General features: G+C 69.5%; 24 protein-coding genes. 13 read left to right on the top strand and 11 right to left on the bottom strand.

What is annotated here, in order from left to right:
• Positions 1-42: 42 nt before the first annotated feature.
• From BEP68_RS16570 to BEP68_RS16555, 4 genes are read right to left on the bottom strand one after another with little or no spacing between them, the layout of a single operon-like run.
• Complete coding sequence (locus BEP68_RS16570) at positions 43-669, bottom strand: dihydrofolate reductase family protein (RefSeq protein ID WP_187250616.1); 627 nt, start codon at positions 667-669, stop codon at positions 43-45.
• Positions 670-703: 34 nt separating this feature from the next.
• Positions 704-1,015, bottom strand: coding sequence for a winged helix-turn-helix transcriptional regulator (locus BEP68_RS16565; protein WP_056280383.1), 312 nt, complete (start codon positions 1,013-1,015; stop codon positions 704-706).
• Positions 1,012-1,416 (bottom strand): VOC family protein, encoded by a 405-nt coding sequence (locus tag BEP68_RS16560; RefSeq protein WP_053098028.1) that lies wholly within the window; start codon positions 1,414-1,416, stop codon positions 1,012-1,014. The genes BEP68_RS16565 and BEP68_RS16560 overlap by 4 nt, the downstream gene beginning before the upstream one ends.
• A gap of 31 nt (positions 1,417-1,447) precedes the next feature.
• Positions 1,448-2,626, bottom strand: coding sequence for an MFS transporter (locus BEP68_RS16555; RefSeq protein WP_187250615.1), 1,179 nt, complete (start codon positions 2,624-2,626; stop codon positions 1,448-1,450).
• Positions 2,627-2,729: 103 nt separating this feature from the next.
• On the opposite strand from BEP68_RS16555, the gene BEP68_RS16550 reads away from it, so the two are divergent.
• The 6 genes from BEP68_RS16550 to BEP68_RS16525 all read left to right on the top strand — a co-directional run bounded on the left by BEP68_RS16550 (position 2,730) and on the right by BEP68_RS16525 (position 9,280).
• A complete protein-coding gene (locus BEP68_RS16550) occupies positions 2,730-4,019 on the top strand; it encodes a sensor histidine kinase (protein WP_187250614.1) in 1,290 nt (429 codons plus the stop codon).
• Positions 4,016-4,714: a response regulator gene (locus tag BEP68_RS16545; RefSeq protein ID WP_187250613.1), complete on the top strand. Its 699-nt coding sequence runs from the start codon at positions 4,016-4,018 to the stop codon at positions 4,712-4,714. Before BEP68_RS16550 ends, BEP68_RS16545 begins: the two co-directional genes overlap by 4 nt.
• 26 nt (positions 4,715-4,740) lie before the next feature.
• Positions 4,741-5,913 carry a benzoate/H(+) symporter BenE family transporter gene (locus BEP68_RS16540; protein ID WP_187250612.1) on the top strand — a complete coding sequence of 391 codons (1,173 nt, stop codon included), beginning with the start codon at positions 4,741-4,743 and terminating at the stop codon, positions 5,911-5,913.
• Positions 5,914-5,947: 34 nt separating this feature from the next.
• Positions 5,948-7,165, top strand: a complete 1,218-nt coding sequence (locus tag BEP68_RS16535) for a hypothetical protein (protein ID WP_315985324.1) — start codon at positions 5,948-5,950, stop codon at positions 7,163-7,165.
• Positions 7,166-7,280: 115 nt separating this feature from the next.
• Entirely contained in the window at positions 7,281-8,177 is an 897-nt protein-coding gene (locus tag BEP68_RS16530) for an ABC transporter ATP-binding protein (RefSeq protein ID WP_187250611.1), read from the top strand.
• 47 nt (positions 8,178-8,224) lie between these two features.
• Entirely contained in the window at positions 8,225-9,280 is a 1,056-nt protein-coding gene (locus BEP68_RS16525) for an ABC transporter permease (protein WP_053099273.1), read from the top strand.
• A 90-nt stretch (positions 9,281-9,370) separates the two neighbouring features.
• On the opposite strand, the gene BEP68_RS16520 is transcribed toward BEP68_RS16525, so the two are convergent.
• Complete coding sequence (locus BEP68_RS16520; protein WP_187250610.1) at positions 9,371-12,853, bottom strand: bifunctional proline dehydrogenase/L-glutamate gamma-semialdehyde dehydrogenase; 3,483 nt, start codon at positions 12,851-12,853, stop codon at positions 9,371-9,373.
• Positions 12,854-13,002: 149 nt separating this feature from the next.
• Between BEP68_RS16520 and BEP68_RS16515 the strand changes: the two genes are divergently transcribed.
• Together BEP68_RS16515 and BEP68_RS16510 are read left to right on the top strand one after the other, a co-directional pair.
• Positions 13,003-13,911: a LysR substrate-binding domain-containing protein gene (locus BEP68_RS16515; RefSeq protein WP_053098034.1), complete on the top strand. Its 909-nt coding sequence runs from the start codon at positions 13,003-13,005 to the stop codon at positions 13,909-13,911.
• Between the two features lie 119 nt (positions 13,912-14,030).
• Entirely contained in the window at positions 14,031-14,618 is a 588-nt protein-coding gene (locus BEP68_RS16510; protein WP_053098035.1) for a nitroreductase family protein, read from the top strand.
• 94 nt (positions 14,619-14,712) lie between these two features.
• On the opposite strand, the gene BEP68_RS16505 is transcribed toward BEP68_RS16510, so the two are convergent.
• Entirely contained in the window at positions 14,713-16,935 is a 2,223-nt protein-coding gene (locus BEP68_RS16505; RefSeq protein ID WP_187250609.1) for an ATP-dependent Clp protease ATP-binding subunit, read from the bottom strand.
• A gap of 64 nt (positions 16,936-16,999) precedes the next feature.
• Positions 17,000-18,214 carry a bifunctional phosphopantothenoylcysteine decarboxylase/phosphopantothenate--cysteine ligase CoaBC gene (coaBC, locus tag BEP68_RS16500; RefSeq protein WP_187250608.1) on the bottom strand — a complete coding sequence of 405 codons (1,215 nt, stop codon included), beginning with the start codon at positions 18,212-18,214 and terminating at the stop codon, positions 17,000-17,002.
• A gap of 68 nt (positions 18,215-18,282) precedes the next feature.
• Here coaBC and BEP68_RS16495 point away from each other — a divergent pair, with 68 nt between their 5' ends.
• Positions 18,283-18,984: an NRDE family protein gene (locus BEP68_RS16495; protein WP_072592033.1), complete on the top strand. Its 702-nt coding sequence runs from the start codon at positions 18,283-18,285 to the stop codon at positions 18,982-18,984.
• A 64-nt stretch (positions 18,985-19,048) separates the two neighbouring features.
• Here the strand turns inward: BEP68_RS16495 and BEP68_RS16490 are convergent, their stop codons facing one another.
• Complete coding sequence (locus tag BEP68_RS16490; RefSeq protein WP_171822003.1) at positions 19,049-20,023, bottom strand: GlxA family transcriptional regulator; 975 nt, start codon at positions 20,021-20,023, stop codon at positions 19,049-19,051.
• Positions 20,024-20,113: 90 nt separating this feature from the next.
• On the opposite strand from BEP68_RS16490, the gene BEP68_RS16485 reads away from it, so the two are divergent.
• From BEP68_RS16485 to BEP68_RS16475, 3 genes are read left to right on the top strand one after another with little or no spacing between them, the layout of a single operon-like run.
• A complete protein-coding gene (locus tag BEP68_RS16485) occupies positions 20,114-20,275 on the top strand; it encodes a hypothetical protein (protein ID WP_171821952.1) in 162 nt (53 codons plus the stop codon).
• 51 nt (positions 20,276-20,326) lie between these two features.
• Positions 20,327-20,881, top strand: a complete 555-nt coding sequence (locus BEP68_RS16480) for a hypothetical protein (protein WP_187250607.1) — start codon at positions 20,327-20,329, stop codon at positions 20,879-20,881.
• A 15-nt stretch (positions 20,882-20,896) separates the two neighbouring features.
• Complete coding sequence (locus BEP68_RS16475) at positions 20,897-21,406, top strand: hypothetical protein (protein WP_187250713.1); 510 nt, start codon at positions 20,897-20,899, stop codon at positions 21,404-21,406.
• On the opposite strand, the gene BEP68_RS16470 is transcribed toward BEP68_RS16475, so the two are convergent.
• Together BEP68_RS16470 and BEP68_RS16465 are read right to left on the bottom strand one after the other, a co-directional pair.
• Complete coding sequence (locus tag BEP68_RS16470; protein ID WP_315985323.1) at positions 21,391-22,635, bottom strand: glycosyltransferase family 4 protein; 1,245 nt, start codon at positions 22,633-22,635, stop codon at positions 21,391-21,393. The two genes, BEP68_RS16475 and BEP68_RS16470, sit on opposite strands and share 16 nt — an antisense overlap.
• On the bottom strand, positions 22,632-23,858 hold the full coding sequence (locus BEP68_RS16465) for a glycosyltransferase (RefSeq protein ID WP_187250606.1): 1,227 nt from the start codon (positions 23,856-23,858) through the stop codon (positions 22,632-22,634). The genes BEP68_RS16470 and BEP68_RS16465 overlap by 4 nt, the downstream gene beginning before the upstream one ends.
• Positions 23,859-23,979: 121 nt before the next feature.
• Between BEP68_RS16465 and BEP68_RS16460 the strand changes: the two genes are divergently transcribed.
• On the top strand, positions 23,980-24,570 hold the full coding sequence (locus BEP68_RS16460) for a hypothetical protein (RefSeq protein WP_053098040.1): 591 nt from the start codon (positions 23,980-23,982) through the stop codon (positions 24,568-24,570).
• Between the two features lie 117 nt (positions 24,571-24,687).
• Here BEP68_RS16460 and BEP68_RS16455 read toward each other — a convergent pair whose 3' ends face one another.
• A complete protein-coding gene (locus BEP68_RS16455; protein WP_187250605.1) occupies positions 24,688-26,187 on the bottom strand; it encodes an HNH endonuclease signature motif containing protein in 1,500 nt (499 codons plus the stop codon).
• Positions 26,188-26,290: the final 103 nt, after the last annotated feature.

The raw sequence follows: 26,290 nt of genomic DNA, 5'->3' as shown, positions 1-26,290 counted from the left end.
CGGATCGCCACGCAGGAGGGAAGAAGCGGGCGATATACCGTTTCAGTCCTCGAAGGTGCCTACCTCGGGCACCCGATCCGTCCGCCCGTAGCGCAGCAGCAGCACTCCGCTGTCGTCGGCGACCGGCGCCTCGAGCAGCCGCAGCACCGCCGGCTCGGCGCCGTCGTCGAAGACCTTCTTGCCCGTGCCGAGGAGGATCGGATACACCCATAGGTTGAGCTCGTCGAACAGACCCTCGGCCAGCAGCGAGTGCGCGAGGTCGATGCTGCCGATCACGTGCACCTCGTCGTGCCGCTCGCGCATCGCGGCGATCTCCGCGGCGAGATCGTCACCGACGCGCTCGCTGCCCTTCCATGACAGATCGAGGTCGGCATCCCGTGTCGCCACATACTTCGGGACCCGATCGAAGAGCCTGCCGATCTCCCCCGACGGACCGTCGGTGTGATGCGGCCAATACGCGGCGAAGATGTCGTACGTGCGGCGCCCGAGCAGCAGCGCATCGAGTCCCTGCATCCCCCGCTGCACCTGGGGCCCCATCCCGGACGACGGATACCCCGCCTGCCAACCGCTGAACTCGAAGCCTCCGGACGGATCCTCGTCGATACCGCCCGGCCCCTGTGCGACGCCGTCGAGGGTCATGAAGAGGTCGATCAGAATGCGTCCGGTCATCAGAGTGCTCCTTCGCACGAGAGGGCGGCGATGTTCACAGTATGCGCTCGTTCTGCTCGGCGGGTGCCGGCACCTCCGCGCCCCAGCGGCCGAGAGCCTCGATCGCCTCCCGCAATGCGACGCCTCGCTCGGTGAGGGCATAGGCGCGCGTGTTGTGCCGCAGGGGCAGTCGCCGCAGCACTCCGGCCGCTTCGAGCTCGCGCAGACGTGTCGCGAGGATGTTCGTCGGAGCTCCGAGCTCACGCTGCAGATCGCCGTATCTCTGCGGCCCGTCGAGCAGCTTCTCGACGATGAGCAGGGCCCAGCGGGCACCGACGACGTCGAGGGCTGCGGCGAGGTCGCTCACGCGCCCGGATCGGCGTCCGGCTTCATCCAGAACGGCGAGTAGTGATAGCCGTCCGGATCGTCGAACTGGCGCTGATACATGAAGGGGTAGTCGTCGGTGTCGCCGATCCGACCGCCGGCGGCAGCCGCGCGGTCGACCAGCTCGTCGACCGCCTCACGACTGTCGAGGTCGAACGAGACAGTGACCTTCGAGGGGGTGTCAGGGCCGCCGATCACGTCTTCCGTGCCGCCGACGCTCGCATACATCTCGCGGCTGCCGAGCATCACGTACTGCTCGGGCGCGATCATGAAGCACGACACATTGTGATCGGACATCTCGGCGTTGAGGGTCCAGCCGAGAGCGGTGTAGAACGCGGTGGCCCGGTCGACGCTCTCGACGGGGCAGGTGATGAAGAGGCTCATGCGCCAACACTTGCAAAATACAAGTGACGCGTCAAGAGCTTCTGCGGTCCCGCCGCAATCCCACCAGCGCGAGCACTCCGGCTCCGGCCGTGAGCGCGGCCACCGCCGCGAGACCGACGCCGGGGACGGATGCCGTCGCCACGGCGCCCGCCACGAGAGGGCCACCCGCATCTCCCAGCTCGCGCCCGAGTTCGGCGCTGCCCATCGTGCGGCCCATCCGCTCCGGCGGTGTCGATGCGGCCAGGTGCGAGAACGCGATCGGCGTCGCGACCCCGACGCCGATGCCGACCAGCAGCGCGGTGACGACGAGCGCGGCCGGAGTCTGCGTGACCGCGGCGAGCGCGATGCCGGCCGCGATCAGCGCCAGGCCGCCGACGGCGCCTGTGCGCACCGAGATGCGCCCGCGGTCATGCGCGGCGCCCACGAACGGCTGAGCCACGCTCGACGCGATCGCGAGCGCGGTCACGATGGCCATGCTCCAGACGATGTCGAGCCCGGCCTGCCGCCCGAGCAGCGGGAGGAATCCGACGGCGACCGCCAGGGCGCCGGTCGTCGCCGCCAGCACCAGGGTCGGGACGAGGAATCCGGGCGCGATCAGCTCTCGACCGAGATCGACGAGCGTGACTCGCTTGCGGGGCAGCACGGCGACCCGTGGCACCGCTGCAGCGACCCACAGTGCAGCGCCGAGACCGAGCACGGCGAGCGCCCAGAACAGCGCGGGCAGGCCGCCCCAGACCACGAGCACGGCGCCGATCAGCGGACCGAGCGCGTAGCCGAGACTCTTCCACGAGCCGTAGCGACCGAAGTACTTCCCGCGGGTGGCATCGTCGGTGAGCCGGGCGACGGCAGCCGACGACGACGGCGAGAAGGCTGATGCCGCCGCACCCTGCCCGAATCGACCGATGACGAGTCCGAGCATGCCGGGAACCACGGCGCCGACGACCGAGAACGCCGAGAACGCGAGGAGGCCGCCGATGATGACAGGGCGCACGCCCACCCGGTCGCTCAGCGCGCCGAACAGCGGCTTGAGCAGCACCTCGGCGAGGTCGTAGAGCGCGAGGGTGAGCCCGAACGCGAGCAGCGTCCACCCGATGTCCTCGGTCTCCGCGCCCAGTGCCGCCGCGATGCCGTGGGCCCCGAAAGCGGTGGTGAATCCGGCGAGGTACAGCGGGGCGAGGCGGGGCTTCGCGGTGCGCGGAGTCGAGGTCACGCTCGATTCTCGCAGGATCGCGTGTCTGCACGTCACCACGGCCCCGCCACGATCCCCCGTGCGGGGGATGCCGCCGCATCCGCCCCGGCTCTACGGTAAGAGGATGTCCGCAGCGCCGTTCACCCGCATCCCCAGCGTCCGCGAGCAGCGCAGCGACCTCGTGCTCGCGGCGGTCATGTTCGTGGGCGCCGTCCTCAGCGCCGCTCTCTCGACCGTGGCCGACATCTACGGCGACACCCGGGCCGAACCGTGGACGGCTCTCGTCTACGCGGTCGCGGTCACCGCACCGCTGGCGGTGCGTCGGCGCTGGCCGGCCCCGGTCGCGATCGCCGTGTCGCTGGCATACTTCCTCGCCATCTCGTTCCAGGTGCCCGAGATCTATGTCGGCAACATCGCCATGTTCGTGTCGCTCTATACGGTCGGCGCCTGGATGAACAACCGCCGGGCCGCGATGATCGTGCGCGTCGGCATCATCCTCGGCATGTTCGTCTGGCTGATCATCACGATGTACCGCGAAGCCATCGAAGAGGCGGCGAAGGCCGAGGTCGCGGCGGGACTCCTGTCTCCGTACCTCGCGTTCATGCTCATCCAGCTGCTGCTGAACGTGCTGTACTTCGGCGGCGCCTACTACTTCGGCGAGCGCTCCTGGCACGCCGCACGCGAACGCGCGGTGCTCGAGCAGCGCACGGCCGAACTCGAGCAGGAGCGCGAGGTGACCGCGGCGCAGGCCGTCGCCCTCGACCGCGTGCGCATCGCCCGAGAGCTGCATGACGTGGTCGCCCATCACGTGTCGGTCATGGGCGTGCAGGCGGGCGCCGCTCGTCTCGTGATCGATCAGGACCCTGCGAAGACCACGAGCATCCTCAGCGGCATCGAGGACTCCGCGCGCGATGCGATCCACGAGCTGCGGCAGTTGCTCGAGACGCTTCGCACACCCGGCGGCGAGACGGCGGATGCCGCGTCGACCGTGACGCTCGACGACATCCGCTCGTTGGTCGACGCGTCGTCGGAGGCGGGACTGCCCACCGACTATGCGGTGATCGGCACCCCGAGGCCCGTGCCCTCGGTCGTGTCCGTGAACCTGTATCGCATCACCCAGGAGTCGCTCACGAATGCCCGGCGTCATGCCGGCGTCGGCGCGACCGCCGATGTGCGCGTGCGCTACGACGATGACGGGGTCGAGGTCGAGATCGTCAACACCGGTCGCGCCGTGGCGGTGCTTCGCCCCGGACTCGGTCAGCTGGGCATGCGCGAGCGCGCCGCGGCATCCGGTGGCACGCTCGACGTCGCTCCTCGCGCGGCGGGAGGTCTGCGGGTGCGGGCTCGAGTTCCGCTGACCGGCGCCGGCGGCGCGCAGGCCGCGTCGCCGATCGAGACGGGTGTCTCCTCATGAGCGGGTCCGACGCACCCATCCGCGTTCTGCTCGTCGACGATCACGCGATGCTGCGAGCCGGATTCCGGACGATCCTCGACACGCAACCCGACATCACGGTGGTCGGCGAGGCGGCGACCGGCGCCGACGCCGTGGCGCAGGCATCCGCTCTGCGCCCCGACGTCATCACGATGGACGTGCAGATGCCCGACATGGACGGCATCGAGGCCACTCGGCGGATCGTCGCCGACCCGGCGGTCGGAGCGGCCATCGCGATCGTCACGACTTTCGATCGCGACGACTACCTCTATCAGGCGCTGGACGCCGGTGCGAGTGGCTTCCTGCTCAAGAACGCCGGCGCCGAGGATCTCATCGCCGCGGTGCGGGCCCTCGCCGCGGGCGACGGGATGCTGGCACCCGAGGTCACACGACGCGTACTGGCTCGGTTCACGACGGCCCCCGGACCGGCATCCGCCTCGGCATCCCCCTCCGTGCCGTCGCAGATCGCCGCGACCGTGCTCGCCGACCCGCTCACCGACCGCGAGGCGGAGGTGCTCGTGCTGCTGGCCGATGCGCGCAGCAACGCCGAGATCGCGAGTGCCCTGTTCATCGGAGAGGCGACGGTGAAGACGCACGTGTCGCGCATCCTGCAGAAGCTCGGCGCGCGCGACCGCGTGCAGGCCGTCGTCCTCGCGCACCGGATGGGATTGGCGTGACCTCGATACGCGATAGCCTCTGACGCATGCCGACCGCCGCGACTCTCTCCCGACCGATCCTGGCCGGGGTGGTCACCGCGCTGGTCGGGTTCACGAGCTCGTTCGCCGTGGTGCTCACGGGCCTCAGCGCCGTCGGAGCGACCCCCGAGCAGGCCGCCAGCGGGCTGCTCGCGGTCAGCCTCACGATGGGGCTCGCCTGCGTCGTCCTCGCCCGGCGATATCGGATGCCGATCACCGTCGCCTGGTCGACTCCCGGCGCCGCCCTCCTCGCCGCCACCGGAGCAGTCGACGGCGGATGGTCGGCAGCCGTCGGCGCGTTCCTCGTCACGGCCGCGCTCATCCTGCTCACGGCGCTGTGGCCCGCTCTCGGCACCCTGATCGCCCGCATCCCTCCGTCCATCGCGCAGGCCATGCTCGCCGGGGTGCTCCTGCCCCTCTGTCTCGCACCGATCACCGGACTCATCGCGAATCCGTGGGGCGTGGTTCCCGTGGTGATCACGTGGTTGGTCTTCGCGCGTCTCGCGCCGCGGTGGGCCGTGCCGCTCGCCTTCGTCGCGGCAGCAGTCGTGGTGGCCGTCTCGTTGGTGCAGGAGAGCACGGCAGTGGATGCCGGACTCCTCGTCCCCCGGATCGAGCTGACCGCCCCCACGTTCACGGTCGGCGCTCTGGTCGGGGTGGCGCTGCCGCTGTTCATCGTGACGATGGCCTCGCAGAACGTGCCGGGCATCGCCATCATGCGCAGCTTCGGCTACGAGGTCCCCTGGCGTCCGGCGATGCTCGTCACGGGTGTCGGCACCGCGATCGGCGCGACGGCAGGCGGCCATGCGATCAACCTCGCGGCGATCAGCGCGGCCCTCGCCGCTTCACCCGACGCCGATCCCGACCCACGGCGCCGGTGGGTCGCCGGTGTCTCGACCGGCTTCTCCTACCTCGTGCTCGGCGGCTTCTCTGCAGCGTTCGCCGCGCTGGTGCTGCTCGCTCCCGACGCAGTCATCCCGGCTGTCGCGGGGCTCGCGCTGTTCGCCGCCTTCGGGTCGTCGGTGCAGCAGGCGATCGACGACCCCGGCGAGCGCATCCCCGCCGTGGTGACCTTCCTGGTGGCGGCATCCGGCATCGCGGTGCTGGGCGTCAGCGCCGCATTCTGGGCTCTCGTGGCCGGACTCCTCGTGCGCGCCGCTCTGCACGCCGGCCGTCGCTGACGCTGCGGAGAAGGCGCTCGGCTACCGTGGACGCGTGACAGTTCCCACGCCTGCTCCTGTGCCGTCGGCCGGTGCTCCCGCCGGGTCCTTCGACGCCCGCGCCCTGCTCGATCCGGTGAATCCCGCCGAGGTCGACGCGTTCGCACGCGCCCAGCGCACCGCTCATCCCACGTCGGCCGCACGGATCATCGCCTGGGTCGGCGTCGGATTCGCGCTGCTCTGCGTCGTCCCCATCTTCGGGATCATGATCCTCGGCCTCGGCTATGCGGTCGGTCAGGAGGCGGGGGTCGCCGTCGCCGCGCTCATCGGGCTCGTGCTTCTCGCCGGCATCGTCGTCGGCGTCGTGATGCTCGTGCGCCGCAGCATCCGCCTGCGCAACATCACTCGCTTCCGCCTCGCGCGATTCGCCCGGGCCAACGCCATGAGCTATCTCGACCGCATCGACGAGCCGCCCCTGCCCGGCATGATCTTCTCGTCGGGCTCGAGTCGGATGTCGACAGACGTGCTGCGCGGCGTGGAGCCGCGTTTCGTCGAGTTCGGCAACTACCAGTACACGACCAGCAACGGCAAGCAGTCGACGACGCATCGCTGGGGATACGTCGCGGTCAAACTCGACGTGCCCCTGCCGAACATCGTGCTCGACGCGCTCGGCAACAACACGCTCGGCAGCACGCTCGCTGGCGCCTTCAGAAGCGACCAGCGCCTCTCGCTCGAGGGCGACTTCGACCGCTACTTCTCGCTCTACTGCCCGACGGGCTATGAGGTCGATGCGCTGTACCTGTTCACCCCCGATGTGATGGCGCGCTTCATCGACCACGCCGCGCAGCTCGACGTCGAGATCGTCGACGACTGGCTGTTCCTCTATGCACGACGCGATGTCTCGACCCTCGACCCGGCCACCTGGGCATGGCTGTTCGGAGCCGTCGGGGCGCTTCTCACGAAGCTCGACCAGTGGGCGCGATGGCGCGATGACCGGCTGCGGCTCACGCAGCATCCGGGATCCCCGGCAGCACTGCAGAGTCCAGGGCAGATTCCAGGGCAGCATCCGGGCCCCTATCCGGGAGCTCCCGCCCTGCCGTTCGCTGCGCCCGCGGGGCTGCTCACTCCCCCGCCGCCGGGCGTCGCCCTGCCCGGTCAGCGCCTCCGGCGACGCAGCCCCTGGCTGATCGTCGGGATCATCGTCGGCGTCATGTTCGTCGTGACCATGGCCCCGTTCGCCCTCGGTATCCTCTCGGTGCTCTTCCTGCGTTGACGCGGGCTCTCCCCCGCACGGCGGACCGCCGTCGCCTCCCGCGCTGCGCAACTCCACTCGCAGATCCGTCACGCGGGGGATGCCGCGGTCCCGCACCGCGCCATAGCGTGAGGGCATGACCACAGGAAAGCTCGTACTCACCGGCATCACCAAGAGCTACGGCTCTCGGCGCGTGCTCGACGACGTCTCATTCGAGGTGGCGCCGGGGCGCCTCACCGGGTTCGTCGGCGGCAACGGCGCCGGCAAGACCACGACCATGCGCATCGTCCTCGGGCTGCTCGGCTCCGACGGGGGCACCGTCGCACTCGACGGTCGGCCGCTGTCGAGCACCGACCGGCGCCACTTCGGCTACATGCCCGAAGAGCGCGGCCTCTACCCGAAGATGAAGGTGCGCGAGCAGATCGTCTACCTCGCCCGTCTGCACGGCTTCAGCAAGGCGGATGCCGAGTCGCGCGCGACCGCGCTGCTCACCGAGCTGGGACTCGGCGAGCGCCTGGGAGACACGATCGAGTCGCTGTCGCTCGGCAACCAGCAGCGCGCGCAGATCGCCGCCGCCCTCGTGCACGACCCCGAGGTGCTCATCCTCGACGAGCCGTTCTCGGGCCTCGACCCGCTCGCGGTCGACGTCGTCGCATCGGTGCTCCAGGCGAGCGCCGCCAAGGGAGCGTCGATCCTGTTCTCCTCGCACCAGCTCGATGTGGTCGAGCGGCTCTGCGACGATCTGGTGATCCTCGCCGGCGGCACGATCCGCGCGGCCGGCTCGCGCGACGGACTGCGCGCTCAGCACGCCGGCGACCGCTACGAGCTGGTCTCCGCCGGGGATGCCGGCTGGCTGCGCGCCGAGCCCGGCGTGACCGTGATCGATTTCGAGGGCGGCTACGCCCTGTTCGACGCCGAGGACGCCGACACCGCGCAGCGCGTGCTGCGCACCGCCGTCGAACGCGGAGACGTCGCGAGCTTCGCCCCCAAGCATCCGTCCCTCGCCCAGATCTTCAAGGAGGTCATCCAGTGAGCACCTCGAACACCACCGGGTCTGCAGGCTCGCCCTCGCAGGCATCGATGATCTGGCTCGTCGCCGAGCGGGAGATCGGGTCGAAGCTGCGCAGCAAGGCGTTCCTGATCTCCACCGGAATCCTGCTGCTGCTCGCCCTCGCCGGCATCGTGATCGGGGGCTTCGCGAGCAAGAACACCGATGCGATGCCCGTCGCAGTGACCTCCGAGACGGCATCCGAGGTGTCGGCTCTCCCCTCAGTCGAGATCACCGAGGTCGCCGACCAGGCCGCGGCCGAAGAGCTCGTGCGATCGGAGAAGGTCGACGCCGCGGTGCTCCCCGGCGACGGACCGACCGGGGTGACGATCATCGCTCTCAAGGACGCACCGACCAGCCTCGTGTCGGCGCTGTCGCAGGCACCCGACATCGAGATCCTCGAACCGGCGACGACGAACCCGCTGCTGCGGTACTTCATCGCGATCGCGTTCGGAGTCGTCTTCATGGGTGCGGCGGCGACCTTCGGCGGCACCATCGCGCAGAGCGTCGTGGAGGAGAAGCAGACCCGCGTGGTCGAGATCCTGCTGTCGACCATCTCGGCCCGCACGCTGCTGGCGGGCAAGGTGATCGGCAACACGATCCTCGCGATGGGTCAGATCCTCGCCCTCGCCGCGGTCGCCACCATCGGGCTCATAGCGACGGGTCAACGCGAGGTGCTGTCGACCCTCGGCGCCCCGATCATCTGGTTCGCCGTGTTCTTCCTCTTCGGCTTCATCCTGCTGGCGGCCCTGTTCGCCGCTGCCGCATCGATGGTCTCGCGTCAGGAGGACATCGGCTCGACCACCACCCCGATCACGATGCTGATCATGGCGCCGTACATCCTGGTCATCTTCTTCAACGACAACCCGCTGGTGCTGACGATCATGTCGTACGTGCCGTTCTCGGCTCCGGTCGGCATGCCGATGCGGCTGTTCGTCGGCGAGGCGCAGTGGTGGGAGCCGCTGCTCAGCCTCGTGATCCTGCTCGCCAGCTGCGTCGCGGCGATCATGATCGGCGCGAAGATCTACGAGAACTCGCTGCTGCGCATGGGGTCGCGGGTCAAGCTCGGCGAGGCGCTGCGCGGCTGAGGTCGCTCGGACGCCCCTCCATCGACGAGGCCCCACCCCGCAGACGTCTGCAGGGTGGGGCCTCGTCGTTCAGACGGTCACAGTCCGGGATCAGATCAGGCCCTCCGACAGGGTCGTGGGGTTGCCGAACCGGTGGTTCGTGATCGAGACGGCCTGCTCGTGCAGGAACGGCAGCATCTCGACGCGACCCGCACCTGTCACGGCGTGCGACCAGACGGCGACATCAGGCGTGCCGACGAGGGCCTCGAACAGGGCCGACGCATCGCCGCCCACCAGGCGCACGCGCTGCCAGGTGTGCTCGGCCTTCGCCGCGGCCTTCGCGTAGCGCTTGACCCAGGCGGCGTCGTTCTCGATCTTCGGAGTCACGCCCTGCGCGCGCAGCGCCTTCTCGACGCGAGACGGCAGAGCGGATGCCGACACCGTGAACGGGCTGCCGCTGCGCAGCGCAGAGGCGATCACGCGGATGCCGTCGGCGAGCGACGCCGCCTCGGCGATGCGCACGTCGACGGCGACCGGGCGGTACCGGAACACGTTGCGCTCGACACCGAGACCGGACTTGTCGCTCACGGCGCCGAACTCGTCGACCCAGGCACGCTCGTCGGACGCGGCGGCGCGATGCAGCCACTCGATCTCGACGGCGCCGAGGTCTGCACCCGCAGCGGCGAGCACGGCCTCGACGGCCGAGTTCACGGCGGCGCCGGGCGCTGCGGCGGGAAGTTCGGCCGGGGCCCACTCTCCGAGGCCGAACAGGTAGTTCGGGCCACCGGCCTTCGCGCCGGCACCGACCGCGGAGCGCTTCCAGCCGCCGAACGGCTGACGCTGCACGATCGCGCCGGTGATGCCGCGGTTGACGTAGAGGTTGCCGGCCTCGACCTGGTCGAGCCAGGTGGCGACCTCATCGGAGTCGAGCGAGTGGATGCCGGCGGTGAGGCCGTAGTCGACGGCATTCTGCAGACGGATCGCCTCGTCGAGGTCCTTCGCGCGCATGATGCCGAGCACGGGTCCGAAGAACTCCGTCAGGTGTGTGGTCGAGCCCGGAGCGACGCCGATCTTGACGCCGGGAGTCCACTGACGCCCCTCGTCGTCGAGCTTCTTCGGCTCGACGAGCCAGCGCTCGCCCTTTTCGAGAGTCGTCAGCGCCGTGAGCAGCTTGCCGTTCGCCGGCTCGATGATCGGTCCCATCTGGGTCGCCGGGTCGTCGGGCAGGCCGACGCGCATCGAGGTGACGGCGTCGACCAGCTGACGCTCGAAGCGCTGCGAGTCGGCGACCGAGCCCACGAGGATCGCGAGCGATGCCGCCGAGCACTTCTGCCCCGCGTGGCCGAACGCGCTGCGGGCGACGTCGGCGGCCGCGAGGTCGAGGTCGGCCGACGGCGTCACGATGATCGCGTTCTTGCCGCTGGTCTCGGCGAGCAGCGGCAGGTCGGAGCGGAACGAGCGGAACAGCTGCGCCGTCTCGTAGGCACCGGTGAGGATGACCCGGTCGACCTCGGGGCTGGCGACGAGGCGCGTGCCGAGATCGCGGTTCGCGAGATCGACGAGGGCGAGCAGGTCACGCGGCACACCGGCCGCCCACAGCGCCTCGACCATGACCGCGCCGCAGCGCTGCGTGAGCTTGGCGGGCTTGATGATCACACCGGAGCCCGAGGCGAGGCCGGCGAGCACTCCACCGGCGGGGATCGCGACCGGGAAGTTCCACGGCGGCGTCACCACGGTGACCTTCGACGGGACGAACTCCGCACCCGAGACGTTCTCGAGGTCGAGGGCACGCTCGGCGTAGTAGTGCGCGAAGTCGATCGCCTCCGAGACCTCCGGGTCGGCCTCGGCGATGGTCTTGCCCGCCTCGTGGGCCATGATCTCGATCAGCTGGCCGCGACGGGCTGCGAGCTCGTCGCCCGCGCGGTGCAGCACGGCCGCCCGCTCGGCGGCCGGCAGGGCGGCCCACCGCACGGCGGCGGCGGATGCGGCGGCGAAGATGCCGTCGAGCTCGTCGGTCGTCTCGACCTTGGCGAGAGCGATCGAGTCGAGACCCAGTGTCGACTCCAGCGACCGCGCCAGGATCTCGCGACCCCAGGTGCGGTTCGCGGCGATCGCCGGGTCGCTGTCGGGCTGGTTCTCGAAACCGGTGGTCACCTCACCGCCGGCACCCGCGGCGGCCTCGGCCGCACGGTCCTGCACGCGGTTCGACGAGGGCACGGAGCGGTCGGCCTCGAGACCGGCCAGGGAGCGCTCGAAGCGCTCACGCTCACGAGTGAGCAGTGCGGGGTCCGATGCGAGCTCGAACACGGCCGACATGAAGTTCTCCGGGCTCGCGTTCTCCTCGAGGCGGCGCACGAGGTACGCGATGGCCACGTCGAACTCGGCCGGGTTCACCACGGGCGTGTAGAGCAGCAGCTGACCGACGTCCTTGCGGACGGCCTCGGCCTGACCCGTCGCCATGCCGAGGAGCATCTCGTACTCGACGGCATCCGTCACTCCGCGGGCCTGCGCCAGCAGCCAGGTGTAGGCGATGTCGAAGAGGTTGTGTCCCGCGACACCGATGCGCACGGCATCCAGTCGATCGGGCGTCATCGACCAGTCGAGCACCCGCTTGTAGTTCGTGTCGGAATCCTGCTTGGTGCCGTAGGTGGCGAGCGGCCAGCCGTGCACCGCCGAGTCGACGTGCTCCATGGCGAGGTTCGCGCCCTTGACGACGCGCACCTTGATCGGCGCACCGCCCTTCGCGCGGCGAGCCGAGGCCCACTCCTGGAGATGCTGCATCGCGCCGAGCGCATCGGGCAGGTAGGCCTGCAGCACGATCCCGGCCTCGAGCTTCTCGAGCCCGGGCTGGTCGAGGATGCTGGTGAACGCCGCGATCGTCAGGTCGAGGTCGCGGAACTCCTCCATGTCGAGGTTGATGAACTTGGTCTTGCCGGCGGCCTCCGAGGTCGCGGCGAGCTCGTACAGCGGGGTGAGCTTCTCGACGACGTCGGCCACAGCCTCGTCGAACGACCACATCGACAGCTGGCTGACGACGCTCGACACCTTGATCGACACGTAGTCCACGTCCTTGCGGGCGAGGAAGTCGTAGGTGCCCTGCAGGCGGCGGCCGGCCTCACGCTCGCCGAGCACCGCCTCGCCGAGGAGGTTGAGGTTCAGGCGGTTGCCGCTCTTGCGCAGCTTCGCGATCGCCGGGCCGAGCTTCGACGGCGTCGCGTCGAGCACGAGGTGCCCGACCATCGCGCGCAGCACGCGGCGCGAGATCGGCACGACGACGCCGGGCAGCTTGGGCGCCCAGAAGCCGCCGGTCTTGATCGCGGCGCGGAGGTAGCCGGGCAGCAGCGAGGGCGTGATGTCCGAGAGGTCGGCGAGAGCGCGGCCGGCGACACTGAGGTCTTCCGGGCGCATCACGCCGTCGACGAAGCCGACCGTGAAGGCGAGTCCGTTCGGGTCCTTGAGAACCTCGGAGAGACGCTGCGCTGCGGGCTCGACGGGGTGCGTCTCGCTCTCGGTGAGCCAACGCTGCACGAGGGCGGCGACCTCGTCGGTGCTCGGCGTGGTGTCGGGGGTGGTGGTGTCGGCGACGACAGTCATCGGGGTGAGCCTTCCAGGGGGATCGCACACCCGGGAACGTGTGCGGCTCGATCATTGTCAGCCTCGCCGGTAGGCTACGTCTATCAACCGATTCGGGACCATTCTGTTCAGCCGGAGTGAACGATGGAGCCGACTCCGAAAGGCTCAGGATGCTCGACGTCAACCGACTGCGGATGCTGGTCGAACTGTCTCGTCGCGGCACGCTCTCGGCCGTCGCCGATGCGCTCTCGTACAGCAAGGCTTCGGTGTCGCAGCAGCTCAGCGCCCTCGAACGAGACGTCGGCGTCCCGCTGCTCCGCCGGGTGGGGCGCGGCGTGCAGTTCACCCCGCAGGGCACCGTGCTCGTGGCCGAGGCGATCGGCATCCTCGATCAGCTCGAACACGCCGAAGTGGCGGTCGCCGAGTCGCTCACGGAGGTGACCGGCACCGTGCACATCGCGGTCTTCCAATCGACGGCGCACTCCCTGCTCCCCGGGGCGCTCAACGCGCTGCGCGAGCAGCATCCGGCCCTGCGCGTGGAGGTCACCGAGAGCGATCCCGAGACCGGGCTCGTCGGCGTCTCGAGCCGCGACTTCGACCTGATCCTCGCCGAGCAGTACCCCGGTCGCACCCGCCCGATCCACGCCGATCTCGATCGCGTGGTGCTCGTGCACGACTCCATCACGCTGGCCAGGAAGCCGGGGACCCGGGATGCCGAGGACGCCGTCGCCGCGCTCTGGTCGACCAGGGATGCGCCGTGGGTGCTCGAACCCGCGGGCACGGCGTCGCGAGCCTGGGCCGAGCAGCTGTGCCGCACCGCCGGCTTCGAGCCCGACGTGCGCTTCGAGGTCGCCGATCTCACGGCGCACGTGCGTCTGATCCGCGCCGGTCTCGCCGTCGGACTCCTTCCCGAGCTCGTGTGGGCCGGCGAGGCGCCGACCGTCGCGCTCACGCCGCTGCCCGATGAGCCACGTCGGGAGATCTTCTCCTCCGCTCGTCGGGTATCGGCCGCAGCGCCGTCGATCCGTGCGGTGCGGCGAGCTCTCGCCTCCGCCGCATCCCGCAACCTGCTGGACTGAGCGCCGATCGTCCCGCGACGTCATCTCGCGTCATCGGGAATATGCGTTCACATACATCTGTTGAGACCCTCGTACCCGGACGAAGGAGTCCGATCGACTCCTTTTCGAAAGGCACTTCCGTGAGCACTCCCGTGATCGACCGCACCGCCCCCACCGAGCACCCCGTCCTCGACGTCCTCGCCGGCCGCTGGAGCCCCCGCGCCTACGACGCCGAGACCACGATCGACGACGCCAAGCTGAACGCCGCCCTCGAGGCCGCACGCTGGTCGCCGTCGGCCTACAACCTGCAGCCGTGGCGGTTCATCGTCGCTCGCCGCGGCACCGCACTGTTCGACCAGGTCGTCGACTCGCTGGTCGAGTTCAACCAGCTCTGGGCCTCGAAGGCCTCGGCGCTCGTCGTCGCGATCGCCGAGACCGAGTCCGAAGAGGGCAAGGCGATCAGCCACGCGGTCTACGACCTCGGCCAGGCCGTCGCGCACTTCTCGGTGCAGGCCCACCACGAGGGTCTTCTCGTGCACCAGATGAGCGGCTTCGACCCCGAGGTCATCCGCGAGTTCGCCGACCTGTCGCCGCGATTCTCCGCCCTCACCGTCATCGCTGTCGGTGAGCTCGGTGACGCCGCCGGTCTTCCTGAAGGACTCCAGCAGGGCGAGGTCGCCCCGCGCGTGCGTCGCCCGATCGACGAGACCGTCATCCTCAGCGCCTGACGCATCGCCCACGGGCGACACACAAGAGGGGCGGATGCCATGGCATCCGCCCCTCTTGTCATGCCCGGGCGTGACCGAGCCACATGGCCGGGTCCTACTCGTCGAGCAGCTCGGCGTCGATCACATCGTCGTCGTCGGATCCGAGATCGGGCTCGGGTTCGGGTGACGTCGACGTGAGCATGAGCCCGCTGCCGTCGACCGCGACGTCGACCCTGACCAGGTCGCCGTCGTGCACTCCGCCCGAGAGCAGCGCCGTGGCCAGCTTGTTCTGCACCTCGGTCTGGATGAGACGCCGCAGCGGCCGGGCGCCGAACATCGGGTCGTAGCCGCGCTCGGCGAGCCACGACCGTGCGTCGGGGGTGACCGCCAGAGTGAGTCGCCGATCGCGCAGGCGGTCGTGCAGCTGGTCGATCGACAGCTCGACGATCTGCGCCAGGTCGTCCTGACTGAGCGCGGAGAACATCACGATGTCGTCGAGACGGTTGAGGAACTCGGGCCGGAACGCCTGGTGCACGAGCGCCATCACCTGCTCGCGCTTCTCATCGGGCGACAGCGTCGGATCGATGAGGATCGGCGAACCGAGGTTCGAGGTGAGGATCAGGATGACGTTCGAGAAGTCGACCGTGCGGCCCTGTCCGTCGGTCAGTCGGCCGTCGTCGAGAACCTGCAGCAGCACGTCGAAGACCTCGGGGTGCGCCTTCTCGACCTCGTCGAGCAGTACGACGCTGTAGGGACGCCGTCGCACGGCCTCGGTCAGCTGACCGCCCTGCTCATAGCCCACGTACCCGGGAGGGGCTCCGACGAGCCGGGAGACGGAGTGCTTCTCGCCGTACTCCGACATGTCGATGCGCACCATGGCGCGCTCGTCGTCGAACAGGAAGTCGGCCAGGGCCTTCGCCAGCTCGGTCTTTCCGACACCGGTCGGGCCGAGGAACAGGAACGATCCGGTCGGGCGACCGGGGTCGCTGATGCCCGCACGCGAGCGCCGCACGGCATCGGAGACGGCCTTCACGGCATCCTTCTGTCCGATCAGGCGCTTGCCGAGCTCGGATTCGAGGTGCAGCAGTCGCTCGCTCTCACCCTGCAGCAGTCGCCCGACGGGGATGCCGGTCCATGCGGCGATCACGGCGGCGATGTCCTCGTCGGTGACCTGCTCGTTGACCATGCGACCCTCGGTCGACACCGTCGCCTCGGCCTGCTCGGCCTCGGCGATGTCGCGTTCGAGGCGCTTGATCGTCTCGTACTCGAGCTTCGAGGCGCGCGTGTAGTCGGCCTCCCGCATCGCGAGGTCGCGCTGGGTGATCGCATCGTCGAGCTGCTTCTTCAGGTCGCCGACACGGTTGAGGCCCTGGCGCTCGCGCGCCCAGCGGGCTTCGAGCTCGGCGAGCTGCGCCTCCATGCCCACGAGCTGCTCGCGGAGGGTCGCGAGCCGCTCTTTCGACGCGGCGTCCTTCTCGCGCTTGAGCGCCAGCTCTTCGAGCTTCATGCGGTCGACCTGACGCTTCAGCTGGTCGATCTCGACCGGAGACGAATCGATCTCCATCTTGAGCCGCGACATCGACTCGTCGATCAGGTCGATCGCCTTGTCGGGAAGCTGCCTGGCCGGCAGGTACCGGTTCGACAGTGCCGCGGCGGCGACGAGCGCGCTGTCGGCGATCGTCACCCCGTGATGCGCTTCGTAGCGGCCCTTGAGCCCCCGGAGGATCGCGATGGTGTCCTCGACCGTGGGCTCGCCGACGTAGACCTGCTGGAAGCGACGCTCGAGAGCGGCGTCCTTCTCGATGAACTCGCGGTACTCGTTGAGAGTCGTCGCGCCGATCAGCCGCAGCTCGCCCCTGGCCAGCATCGGCTTGAGCATGTTCGACGCCGCGACCGAGCCTTCGCCGCCGCCCGCGCCCATGAGCACGTGCAGCTCGTCGATGAAGGTGATGATCTGCCCGTCGGATTCGGTGATCTCCTTGAGGACGCTCTTCAGCCGCTCCTCGAACTGGCCGCGGTACATCGCCCCGGCGACGAGGGCCGAGATGTCGAGCGACACGAGCTCCTTGTCCTTGAGCGACTCGGCGACGTCACCCGCCACGATGCGCTGGGCGAGCCCCTCGACGACGGCCGTCTTGCCGACGCCGGGCTCGCCGATCAGCACGGGGTTGTTCTTCGTGCGACGGGTGAGCACCTGGCTGACTCGACGGATCTCGCTGTCTCGCCCGATCACGGGGTCGAGCTTGCCCTGTCGGGCACGGTCGGTCAGATTGATACCGAACTGCTGGAGGGCGGACTGCTGGTCATCGTTCTGGGGACTGCTCTGCGGGCTTGGCATGTGTTCCTCCTGGGGAGACTCCTTCGGGTCGGCATCCACAAAGTTGAGTGGATGTGACTCAAGTTTAGCGCATTCTGCGCGCGGCATCCAGGATCACGCGGGCGACCTCGCGCTTCGATCCCGCGGCGGATGCCACGACCTCACCTCCCGCCCCGACGATCTCGACCGCGTTGTCGCGCTTCTCGAAGCCGTGATCGGCGTTCGCGAGGTTCACCGCGAGCAGGTCGACGCCCTTGCGCTCACGCTTGCGGCGAGCGCGCTCGCGACGTTCGTCTGCGTCCTCCGAGGTCTCGGCCGCGAAGGCGACGATGGTCTGCCCCTGCGGCGCACGGCCGTCGGCGCGGGATGCCGCGAGCGCGGCGACCACGTCCTCGTTCTCGACCAGGTCGAGGTGCGTGAGCACGCCCTGCTCCTTCGTGAGCTTGTGCTCCGACACCGTCGCTGGGCGGTAGTCGGCGACGGCGGCGGCCATGATGACGATGTCGGCAGCCCCGGCGGCATCCTTCATCGCGTCGGCGAGCTCGGCCGCGGTCCCGACCGGGACGACCCTGACGGACGGATGCCGGGCATCGGCCAGCACATCGGCTGAGATGTTGGCGGCGACCAGCGTGACGTTCGCGCCGCGGGCTGCGGCGTCCGCCGCGAGCGCGATGCCCTGTCGGCCGCTCGACCGGTTGCCGAGGAAGCGCACGGGATCGATCGGCTCCCTGGTGCCGCCCGCGGACACGACCACCGCCAGCCCGTCGAGGTCACGCGGCGCGAGGAGCGCGACGGCCGCCTCGAAGATCTGCTCCGGCTCCGACATGCGGCCGGGCCCGCTGTCGCCCCCGGCGAGCTCGCCGTCGGACGGGCCGACCAGATGCACTCCGCGCGACCTCAGGGTCGCGATGTTCGCCTGCGTGGCGGCGTTGCGCCACATCTCGGCGTGCATGGCCGGCGCGATGAGCACCGGAGCCTCGGTCGCGAGCAGCGTGGTGCCGAGCAGATCATCCGCGATGCCCGCGGTGATCTTCGCGATCGAGTTCGCCGTCGCGGGGGCGACGATCACCAGGTCGGCGTTCTGGCCCAGTGCGACATGACGCACCCGCGCGACGTCGTCATGCACGCTCGTCGTGACCGGATGCCGGCTCAGAGCCTCCCACGTCGGGGTGCCGACGAATCGCAGGGCGTCCTCGGTGGGAACGACGGTCACCTCGTGTCCGGCCTTCGTCAGCAGACGCACCAGGTGCACTGTCTTGTATGCGGCGATGCCACCCGTAACCCCGACGACGATGTTCACGGTTCGATTCTGCCCCAGCATCCGACGTCGCGGGCCCGGGACTGCGACGCGCTTCTAGACTGGATCCCGTGTGCACCGTGGTGATCGATGTGGCCGGATCCGAGACCGCGCGACTGCTCGCGGTGCGCGATGAAGACCCGCAACGGGAGTGGGATGCCCTCGGCGAATGGTGGCCGGACGCCTACCCCGGGGTCTCGGGCATCCGCGACCGGCGTGCCGGTGGCGCGTGGCTCGCGGTGAATGCGGCGGAGAGACGACTCGCGGTGCTGCTGAACCGCGCCGACGTCGTGGATCTCGCGGCAGACGTCGCCGTCTCTCGCGGTTCGCTCGCCCTCGAATCGGTCATGGGGCGGTCCCCGGTGGCTCCGCTTCCCATGCACGGCTTCAACCTGCTCGAGGTTCGGCCGGAGGGAGCGCGCGTGCTGAGCTGGGACGGCGCCGAGCTGCGCGAGACACCGCTCGGCGACGGCATCCACATGATCGCGCACGACGACCTCGACGACCTCGGCACTCCCCGGATCGCGGCGTGGCTGCCTGAGTTCCGGGCGCTCGGGCCCGCGGCCGACAGCGGCGACTGGACCGGCGAGTGGACGACGCTGCTCGCCTCGTCAGCGCGGTTGGACCCGGAGGACGATCGGGCGATCATCCGCGACAACCGTCCGCACGGCTACCCGACGCAGTCGCTGCTGTACTGCACCGCCGCGGTCACCCCCGACAGCGTCGACGTCGACTATCGCGCGCTTCCCAGCCCCGGCCACTGGGACCACTGAGCAGCGTGCGCCGCTGAGCGCAGCGTGCGCCGCTGAGCGCAGCGTGCGCCGCGCGCTGCCGCGCTCAGGCCGCAGACGACTCGCCGTCGTCGGCGCACGAGAAGCGCGCACGGTAGGCCGTCGGGGTGGTGCCGAGCACCCGCGAGAAGTTCTGCCGAAGCACGGCCGCCGACCCGAAGCCGCACTCGTCGGCGATCTGCTCGAGCGACAGATCGCTGCGCTCGAGCATCCGCTGGGCGTGCAGCACACGCTGCCGCGCCAGCCAGGCCGCCGGAGTCGCGCCGTACTCCGCCTTGAACCGTCGGGCGAACGTGCGGGGAGACATGAGCGCGCGGGCCGCGAGCTGGTCGACGCCGAGATCGTCGCGGAGGTGCGCGACGGCCCAGTCCGCGACGGCGGCGAGCGAATCGTTCTGCGCGACGGGGATCGGACGGTCGATGAACTGCGCCTGGCCTCCGTCGCGCTGCGGCGGCACGACCATGCGACGGGCGATGCGGTTGGTGAGCTCGGCCCCGAGCTCGATCCGCAGCAGGTGCAGGCAGGCGTCGATGCCCGCCGCTGTGCCTGCGCTCGTGATGATGCGGTCGTCCTGCACGAAGAGCACGTCGGGGTCGATGTCGATCTCGGGATACATCTCGGCCATCACGTCGGAGTACATCCAGTGCGTGGTCGCCCGACGCCCGTCGAGCACTCCGGCGGCGCCGAGGATGAAGGATCCGCTGCAGATCGTCAGTACCCAGGCGCCGCGCGCGACCGCGTCGCGGGCGACCTCGAGGAGCAGCGGGTCGATCTGCGTCCAGTACTCCCGGGGAACCGGACACAGGATGACGAGGTCCGCTTCGTAGGCGAACGACAGGTCGTGCTCGACGTTGATCGAGAAGCCGAGCTTCGACTGCACGACACCGGGGTGCGGAGCGACGACCCGGAAGTCGAAGTTCGGGACCCCGTCGTTCGACCGGTCCAGTCCGAACGCCTCGCAGGCGAGGCCGAACTCGAACGGCGCGAATCCGTCTTGGACGACGCAGGCGACGGTCTTCATCATGGCGCTCTCCCGGTTTGGCAGTTTTCCTACGTGCAGAGTCTATTCTGCCACTCGTGGCAGATCAACAGTGATCGTAGCGTTTCTGCCATGTTCCTCATCATCGCACTCATAGCCCTCGCCGTGTGGGCTCTCGTGTCCACGGTCATCGAACTCCGCCGCGACGGATACCGACGCGTTCCCACTGACTGGTCGCGTGTCGCCGATCGAGACGCGCTCGACCGAGCGGAGACCGGGCGCGTCTATCGCTGAACCGGAGCGGAATCTCCCTGCGCGCCGGCATGCGCGGCTACGCTCGTGTGCATGAGCGAGCCCCAGCAGCCTCCCGCGCAGCCACACGGAACTCCCCCGGACTACGCGGGCTCGCACTATCCGGCGCAGCCGGTACCGCAGCCGGCACCGCAGCCGACGCAACCGCAGCACGCGCCGCACGCCGGACAGCCGCACGCCGGACAGCCCTACCCCGGACAGCAGCATGCCGGACAGCCCTATGCCGGACAAACATATGCCGGACAGCCGTACCCGGGCGAGCAGCGTCCGGCCCAGCCCGGAGCCGGCCTCGGGCGCACCGCCTTCCTCCTCGCTCTGGTCTCGCTCGCGATCGGGCTTGTCGTCACGCTGTCGTACCCTCTGATGTTCCGGATGACGGGCGACCCCTTCGCGATCGGCGCGTTCTCGGCGATCGGCAACGGACTCGTGCTGGTCGTCGCCGTCGTCGGACTCATCCTCGGCCTGATGTCGGTGCGACGACCGGGGCCGAAGATCCTCGCCGGCATCGCGATCGGCGTCACCGCATCGCAGCTCGTCGGAATCGTCATCTCGTGGGTGTCGAATCTCTTCTACGCACTTCCCTTCTGACCGTCCGGAGAATCGATGAGCGACCAGCAGCAGAACCCAGACGCCCCCCAGGATTCGGGCAGGCCGTACACGCAGCCAGGCCAGCCGCACGCGCAACCCGGCCAGCCGTACGCGCAACCCGGCCAGCCGTACGCGCAACCCGGCCAGCCCTCCGGACAGCCCGCCCAGCCCTACGGAGTCGCGACGCCGCCGTACGCATCAGGGCAGACAGCACCGCGGCCCGGGAGCCTCGGTCGCACCGCGTTGATCGTGGCGGTGAGTGCCGCGGCCGTGGGGCTCTTCTTCCAGATCGTCACCCCGTTCATGTACATGAGCGTCGGCTACCAGTTCGTCGATCTGCTGTCGAACCTCGTGAATCTCATCGTGCTGGCCGGCGCGGGTGCCGGTCTGGTGCTGGGACTCATCGCGCTTCGGCGCCCGGCACCTCACCTGCTCGCGGCGATCGCGATCGGCGTGGGCGGCAGCGCCGTCGTCGGCACCCTCGTCTCGTGGGTGTCGAACCTGTTCTACTACTTCGGGTTCTGAGTGCGAGACTCGGCCGCGAGCACGCGGTCGTAGACCTCGATCATCGCGGCGGTGCGCGACGACTGACGGAACGACTCCGAGACTTCGCGCATGGGCAGAGGTGCGGTGCCGGCAGCGATGTCGGATGCCGCGCGTCGCAGCGTCTCGACGAGACCCGCCCGTCGCTGGTCCTCGGTGCCTGACGCACCCGGGACAGCCCAGAGACCGCCACCCAGTTCTGCGGCGATGTCGGGGTCGCTGATCACAGACGGCGTGCCGAGCGTCGCCGCCTCGAACGGCGTCATCCCCTGCGTCTCGAAGCCGATCGAGGTCTGCACGAGCGCGTCAGCGGCGGCGATTCGCGCCAGCGTGTCGGGATAGCTGAGCTTGCCGGCGAATCGGACCGTCGGCAGGTCCTCGACGATCTTCTCGGCCGCGGCTCGCTGGGCGCCTCCGCCGATGATCTCGAGATCGGCATCGACCCCCGATTCGACGAAGGCCTCGAGGAAGGGGAGCAGTCGCTTCTCGGGGCTCATGCGCCCGAGCCAGACGAAACGGGGGCGCCCCGGTTCGCGCTCGCCGGGCGCGGCGGCGAGGGTCGCGTCGCGGATGTCGTCGTCGATGCCGTTCCACACCACATCGACCGGACTGAATACCCCATGCTCTTCGAGGCGTCGGGCGAAGTGGGTCGACGGTGCTGTCACCGCTGACGCGCCGCCGGCGATTCCACGCAGGAACGCCCAGCCGTCACTGCCGCCGATCGTCGGCACCACCCCCGCGAGCGCCCGGCGCCGCCAGATGTTCAACGCAGAGAGCACCGGTCCATGCAGCGGGGTGACCGCGGCGATCCCCACGTCCACGCGGTTGTGCATGGTGTGCACGACGGGAATGCCGTGTCGAGCCGCATATCGGTGCCCGATGAACGCACCCCAGAAGTCCGCCTGGACATGCACGAGATCCACGGGCGGTCGATGCGTCAGCGCCCGATCGAGGAAGCGATCCGTGCGGCGTCCGGGCCAGCTCATCGAATACTCACGGTCGACGGTGATCGGCACCGACGGCAGGTCGAGGTTCGAGGGATCGGTGCCGCGTGCAGCCCGCGATCCGTGCATCTTCGGTGCCACGACGGTCACGGTGTGGCCCGCGCGCTCGAGGAACTCGCGCTGCAGCCGCATCGACACCTGCGCCCCGCCGAGCGAGTCGAGGTGCTGATCGCCGAAGAAGACGATGTGCATGGCGGGTGCCGTCACTCGGGCAGGGGCTCGTCGCGGTACAGCGCCTCGAAGGTGTCGAGCGTGCGGTTGATGTCGTGGATCGCGACGCCGTCGAGAGATGCCTGCTGCATGCGGGCGTACTCCCCGGGTGACGCGGTCAGCACATCGGCGAGCCGCGCCGCCAGGGCATCGGCATTGCCCGGTTCGAACAGGTAGCCGTTCTCGCCGTCGTGCACGAGGTGCGGCAGTGCGACGGCATCCGCTGCGACGACCGGGAGCGCGGAGGCCATGGCTTCCATCGTCGCGATCGACTGCAGCTCGGCGATCGAGGCGATCGTGAAGACGGAGGCACGCGAGAGCAGCGCCCGCAGTTCCTCATCGCTGGTGCGTCCGTGGAACGTCACGCGGTCGGCGAGGCCGAGCTGGTGCGAGAGATTCTCGAGCTGCTTGCGCTGGTCCCCGCCGCCGACGATGTCGAACGTGGCGTGCAGTGCGGGGTCGAGCTTCGTCATCGCCTGCAGGATGACCTCGACCTGCTTCTCGGCGGTCAGCCGGCCGACGAAGATGATGCGATTCGCGTCACGGGGTGCGACGACCGGCGTGTACTGGGTGCGGTCGATGCCGCAGCTGACGGGAATGACGTTCTCGACGGCGACGGTGCGCTCGAGGAAGTCGGCTGCTCGACGCGTCGGCGTCGTGATCGCGCGGGTCAGTGCGAAGGTGCGCTTCGCGTCTCCCCACGCCCACCGCAGCACGAGATCGTCGATGAACTTCGGCATCGTGGTGTGGTCGAGGATGTTCTCTGCCATCACATGGTTCGTCGCGATCACCGGGATGCCCCGCTCGTGGGCGATGCGCGAGAGGCCGCGACCGATCACGATGTGCGACTGGATGTGCACGACGTCGGGCTGCACGTCGTCGATGATCTTGCGGGCGTAGTGCTTCACGCGCCACGGCCAGACGAAGCGCAGCCAGTCGTGCGGAGCCCAGCGCACCGAGGGCAGTCGGTGAAGAGTCATCGGCTCGCCCTCGATGACCTCCGTCCGCGCGGGCGTGCGGCGGTAGACCAGGTTCGGGGCGACGACATGCACGTCGTGGCCGCGCTGCACGAGACCGGCGGCGAGGCGCTCGGCGAAGCGCGCGGCGCCGTTGATGTCGGGCGCGAAGGTGTCGCATCCGATCAGGATGCGCAGCGGACGGGGTCCCGTGTGGGGAGCGACGTCGGAAGCACTCGTCGGATCGGAGGTAGAGGAGGACATTCTGCCTTACGGTACGGCGGCCAGGGGAGCCCGATCGGGCGCTCGCCACTCTACCCGAGGGGCTTGTTCGAGCTGCTGAGGCATACCGGCATCCCTCAGCCTCACCCCCTACCGTGGAGGCATGCGACTGACTGCCGACGCCGACCCGCAACTGTGGATCCCCGTGACGGATTCGCTCGGATGGAGGGGTCGCCGGCACCGCAAGGCGGCGATCCGGATGCTGTTGGGGCAGGTGAACTCGGCGATCGGCGCCACGCAGCGTCCGGGTTCGCGGCTCGGCGCCTGGGCGATGAGCCAGGCGGCGCCGATGCTGATGCGCCGGGCGGACGGGCGCGTGCTCGTCTGGACCTGGAAGGCGGACCCTGAGCTGGTCGTGGCGATGGCGACCGCGCAGGCGCTGACTCCCGAAGTCCGGATCGCCCGCGCCTCGATGCCGATGGACTACGACGACACCCAGTCCTTCTCGAGCCGCTGGCTGGGCACGGGAGAGAAGCTCGTCGTGGCGATGCCGCCGTCCCCTGCATCTCCGCCGTTCGTCACCTACACCTGGGACACCGGCACGCACCTGGTGACGTTGACCGCGATGTGCAGCGACCGCGAACGCTTCGGCACGCTCGACGGTGCGCTCGATGACCTCGCGCGCAGCATCCGGGTCGCCGATGAGGTCACGGGCGGCGAATCTCCCGAGGTGCTCCGCCTCGGACCCGCCTGAGCTCGATTCTCCCGCCCGAGCGGCGGTTGCCAGAGTTCGATCGCGGGACCTTCCCCGGTCGTGGATGTGGGCGAAGGTGCCGCATTCGGCTGTTCTTCTCCGGTCAACGCCGTCAGGTCAGACCCGCATAGGGGCAGCTCGAACGTGCACGTTCCGCAGGAGGCTGAGCCTCGGTGTGCGCCATCGTTCGTCGGGATCCCACCATCTCGGTCCCCGCACCTGCGGGACCCCGTCGTCCATGCGGATCTCCCACCCGGACGTGCCGAGGGATCGGTGGTGCCACCAGCACATCGGCACACCGTTATCGGTATGAGTCGGACCACCCCTGGCATGCTCGACGACATGGTGGATCTCGCACCACGACGCGGGAACGTGGCACCCGGGGATGAGGCATTCTTTGTCTCGGGCGATGATCGCCCGCCGCTGATGCACCGTGAACACCCGGTCTGTGGTCGTGATCCCGATGATCCTGCCCTCATCCACCAGCACCCGTTGAATCGTCCCCGCGCATCCGACGTGCGCGGCGACGGAGACCGGGACGTGGGCACCGGATCCGGGGATCGTCGCCCACCCACCGTTTCCGCCCTTTCCGCCCATTCCGCCCATTCCGCCCACGAGATCCTTCGCGTCGACGTTCACGACGAGGACCGGCGCGGAACCGCCGAGGGTGGGCATGTCCTGGTGTCGCGCGGCGATCCCGAACACCATCGCGAGAGCGTCGTGACGCTTCTGCGCCGCGGAGCGGTCATCGAGCACACACCGCGGATCCGAGTTGAACGGATCCGCATCGTCCCCGTCCGCATCCGCACCAGCGTCGGCGCCCTCGCTCGGGGCGAAGTGCACTCCGGGCATGGGCGGGCCATCACCTTTGGGGTTGAGGATCGCGTCCAGGATCAGCTGCAACTGCGCCGCGACCTCTGGGGTCAGATACCCGCGGATCGCGTGCACGCCGTCCGTGAGACGACCGATCGTGATGCCCCGCCGGCGCCGGGAGTCCTCATCCTTGGGTTCTTCCCCATCGGGGTCGAACATCGACGCGAGATCCTCGGCAAGGGCCTTCAAGTCCTGCGGGGTCGGCGCCGGACCCGGCTCATCAGCCTCCAGGCCCTCATCATCAGCGTCGACCACGACGCCGTGGCCGCGAGCACACCCCGCCAACGCGACATCCGCCGCCAACCGCTGATCCACCGTCAGCCGATCCCACACCTTCTCGATCGGCCCCGTCGCCGCGAGAAACCCGGCCACCCCGACCACCCCATCCAGCAACGCGAGACGCATCTCCGACCACCGGGCCGGCATCCTCTCCCCCGCCAGACTCACCGGACGCCGCACCAGATCGACGACCCTGTCGACCCGGGACGCGCCCCGCACATCCACCGACACCGCCCGCTGCAACAACTCATTCAGCCCCCGACACCCCGCCGAATGCGGAAAGTCCGCCGCGTCGCCCGTCGCGATCGTCTCGACGATCACGGCCTCCGCGCGGCGGAAGACAGCACCCGCACCCTGCAGAACAGTCACCCGATCCGCATCCGACAACCCCGCGAGCGCGTCATCGGACAGCACCGTGTCGAGGTCGGCGATGACCCGATCCAGAAGCTCCGCAGTGCTGTTCATACCCCCAGTCAACCCGGGGCCACCGACACTCGAGACCCGAAACCACCAAGAATTACCCCAGATCAGATCCGTATTCCAATCTCCCAGAATGGCACAGCGCAGG

Origin of the sequence: Microbacterium sp. 4-7 (assembly GCF_014332665.1) — a bacterium.
In the GTDB taxonomy this organism is placed as follows: domain Bacteria; phylum Actinomycetota; class Actinomycetes; order Actinomycetales; family Microbacteriaceae; genus Microbacterium.
This window is presented reverse-complemented; position numbering and strand designations above follow the sequence as displayed.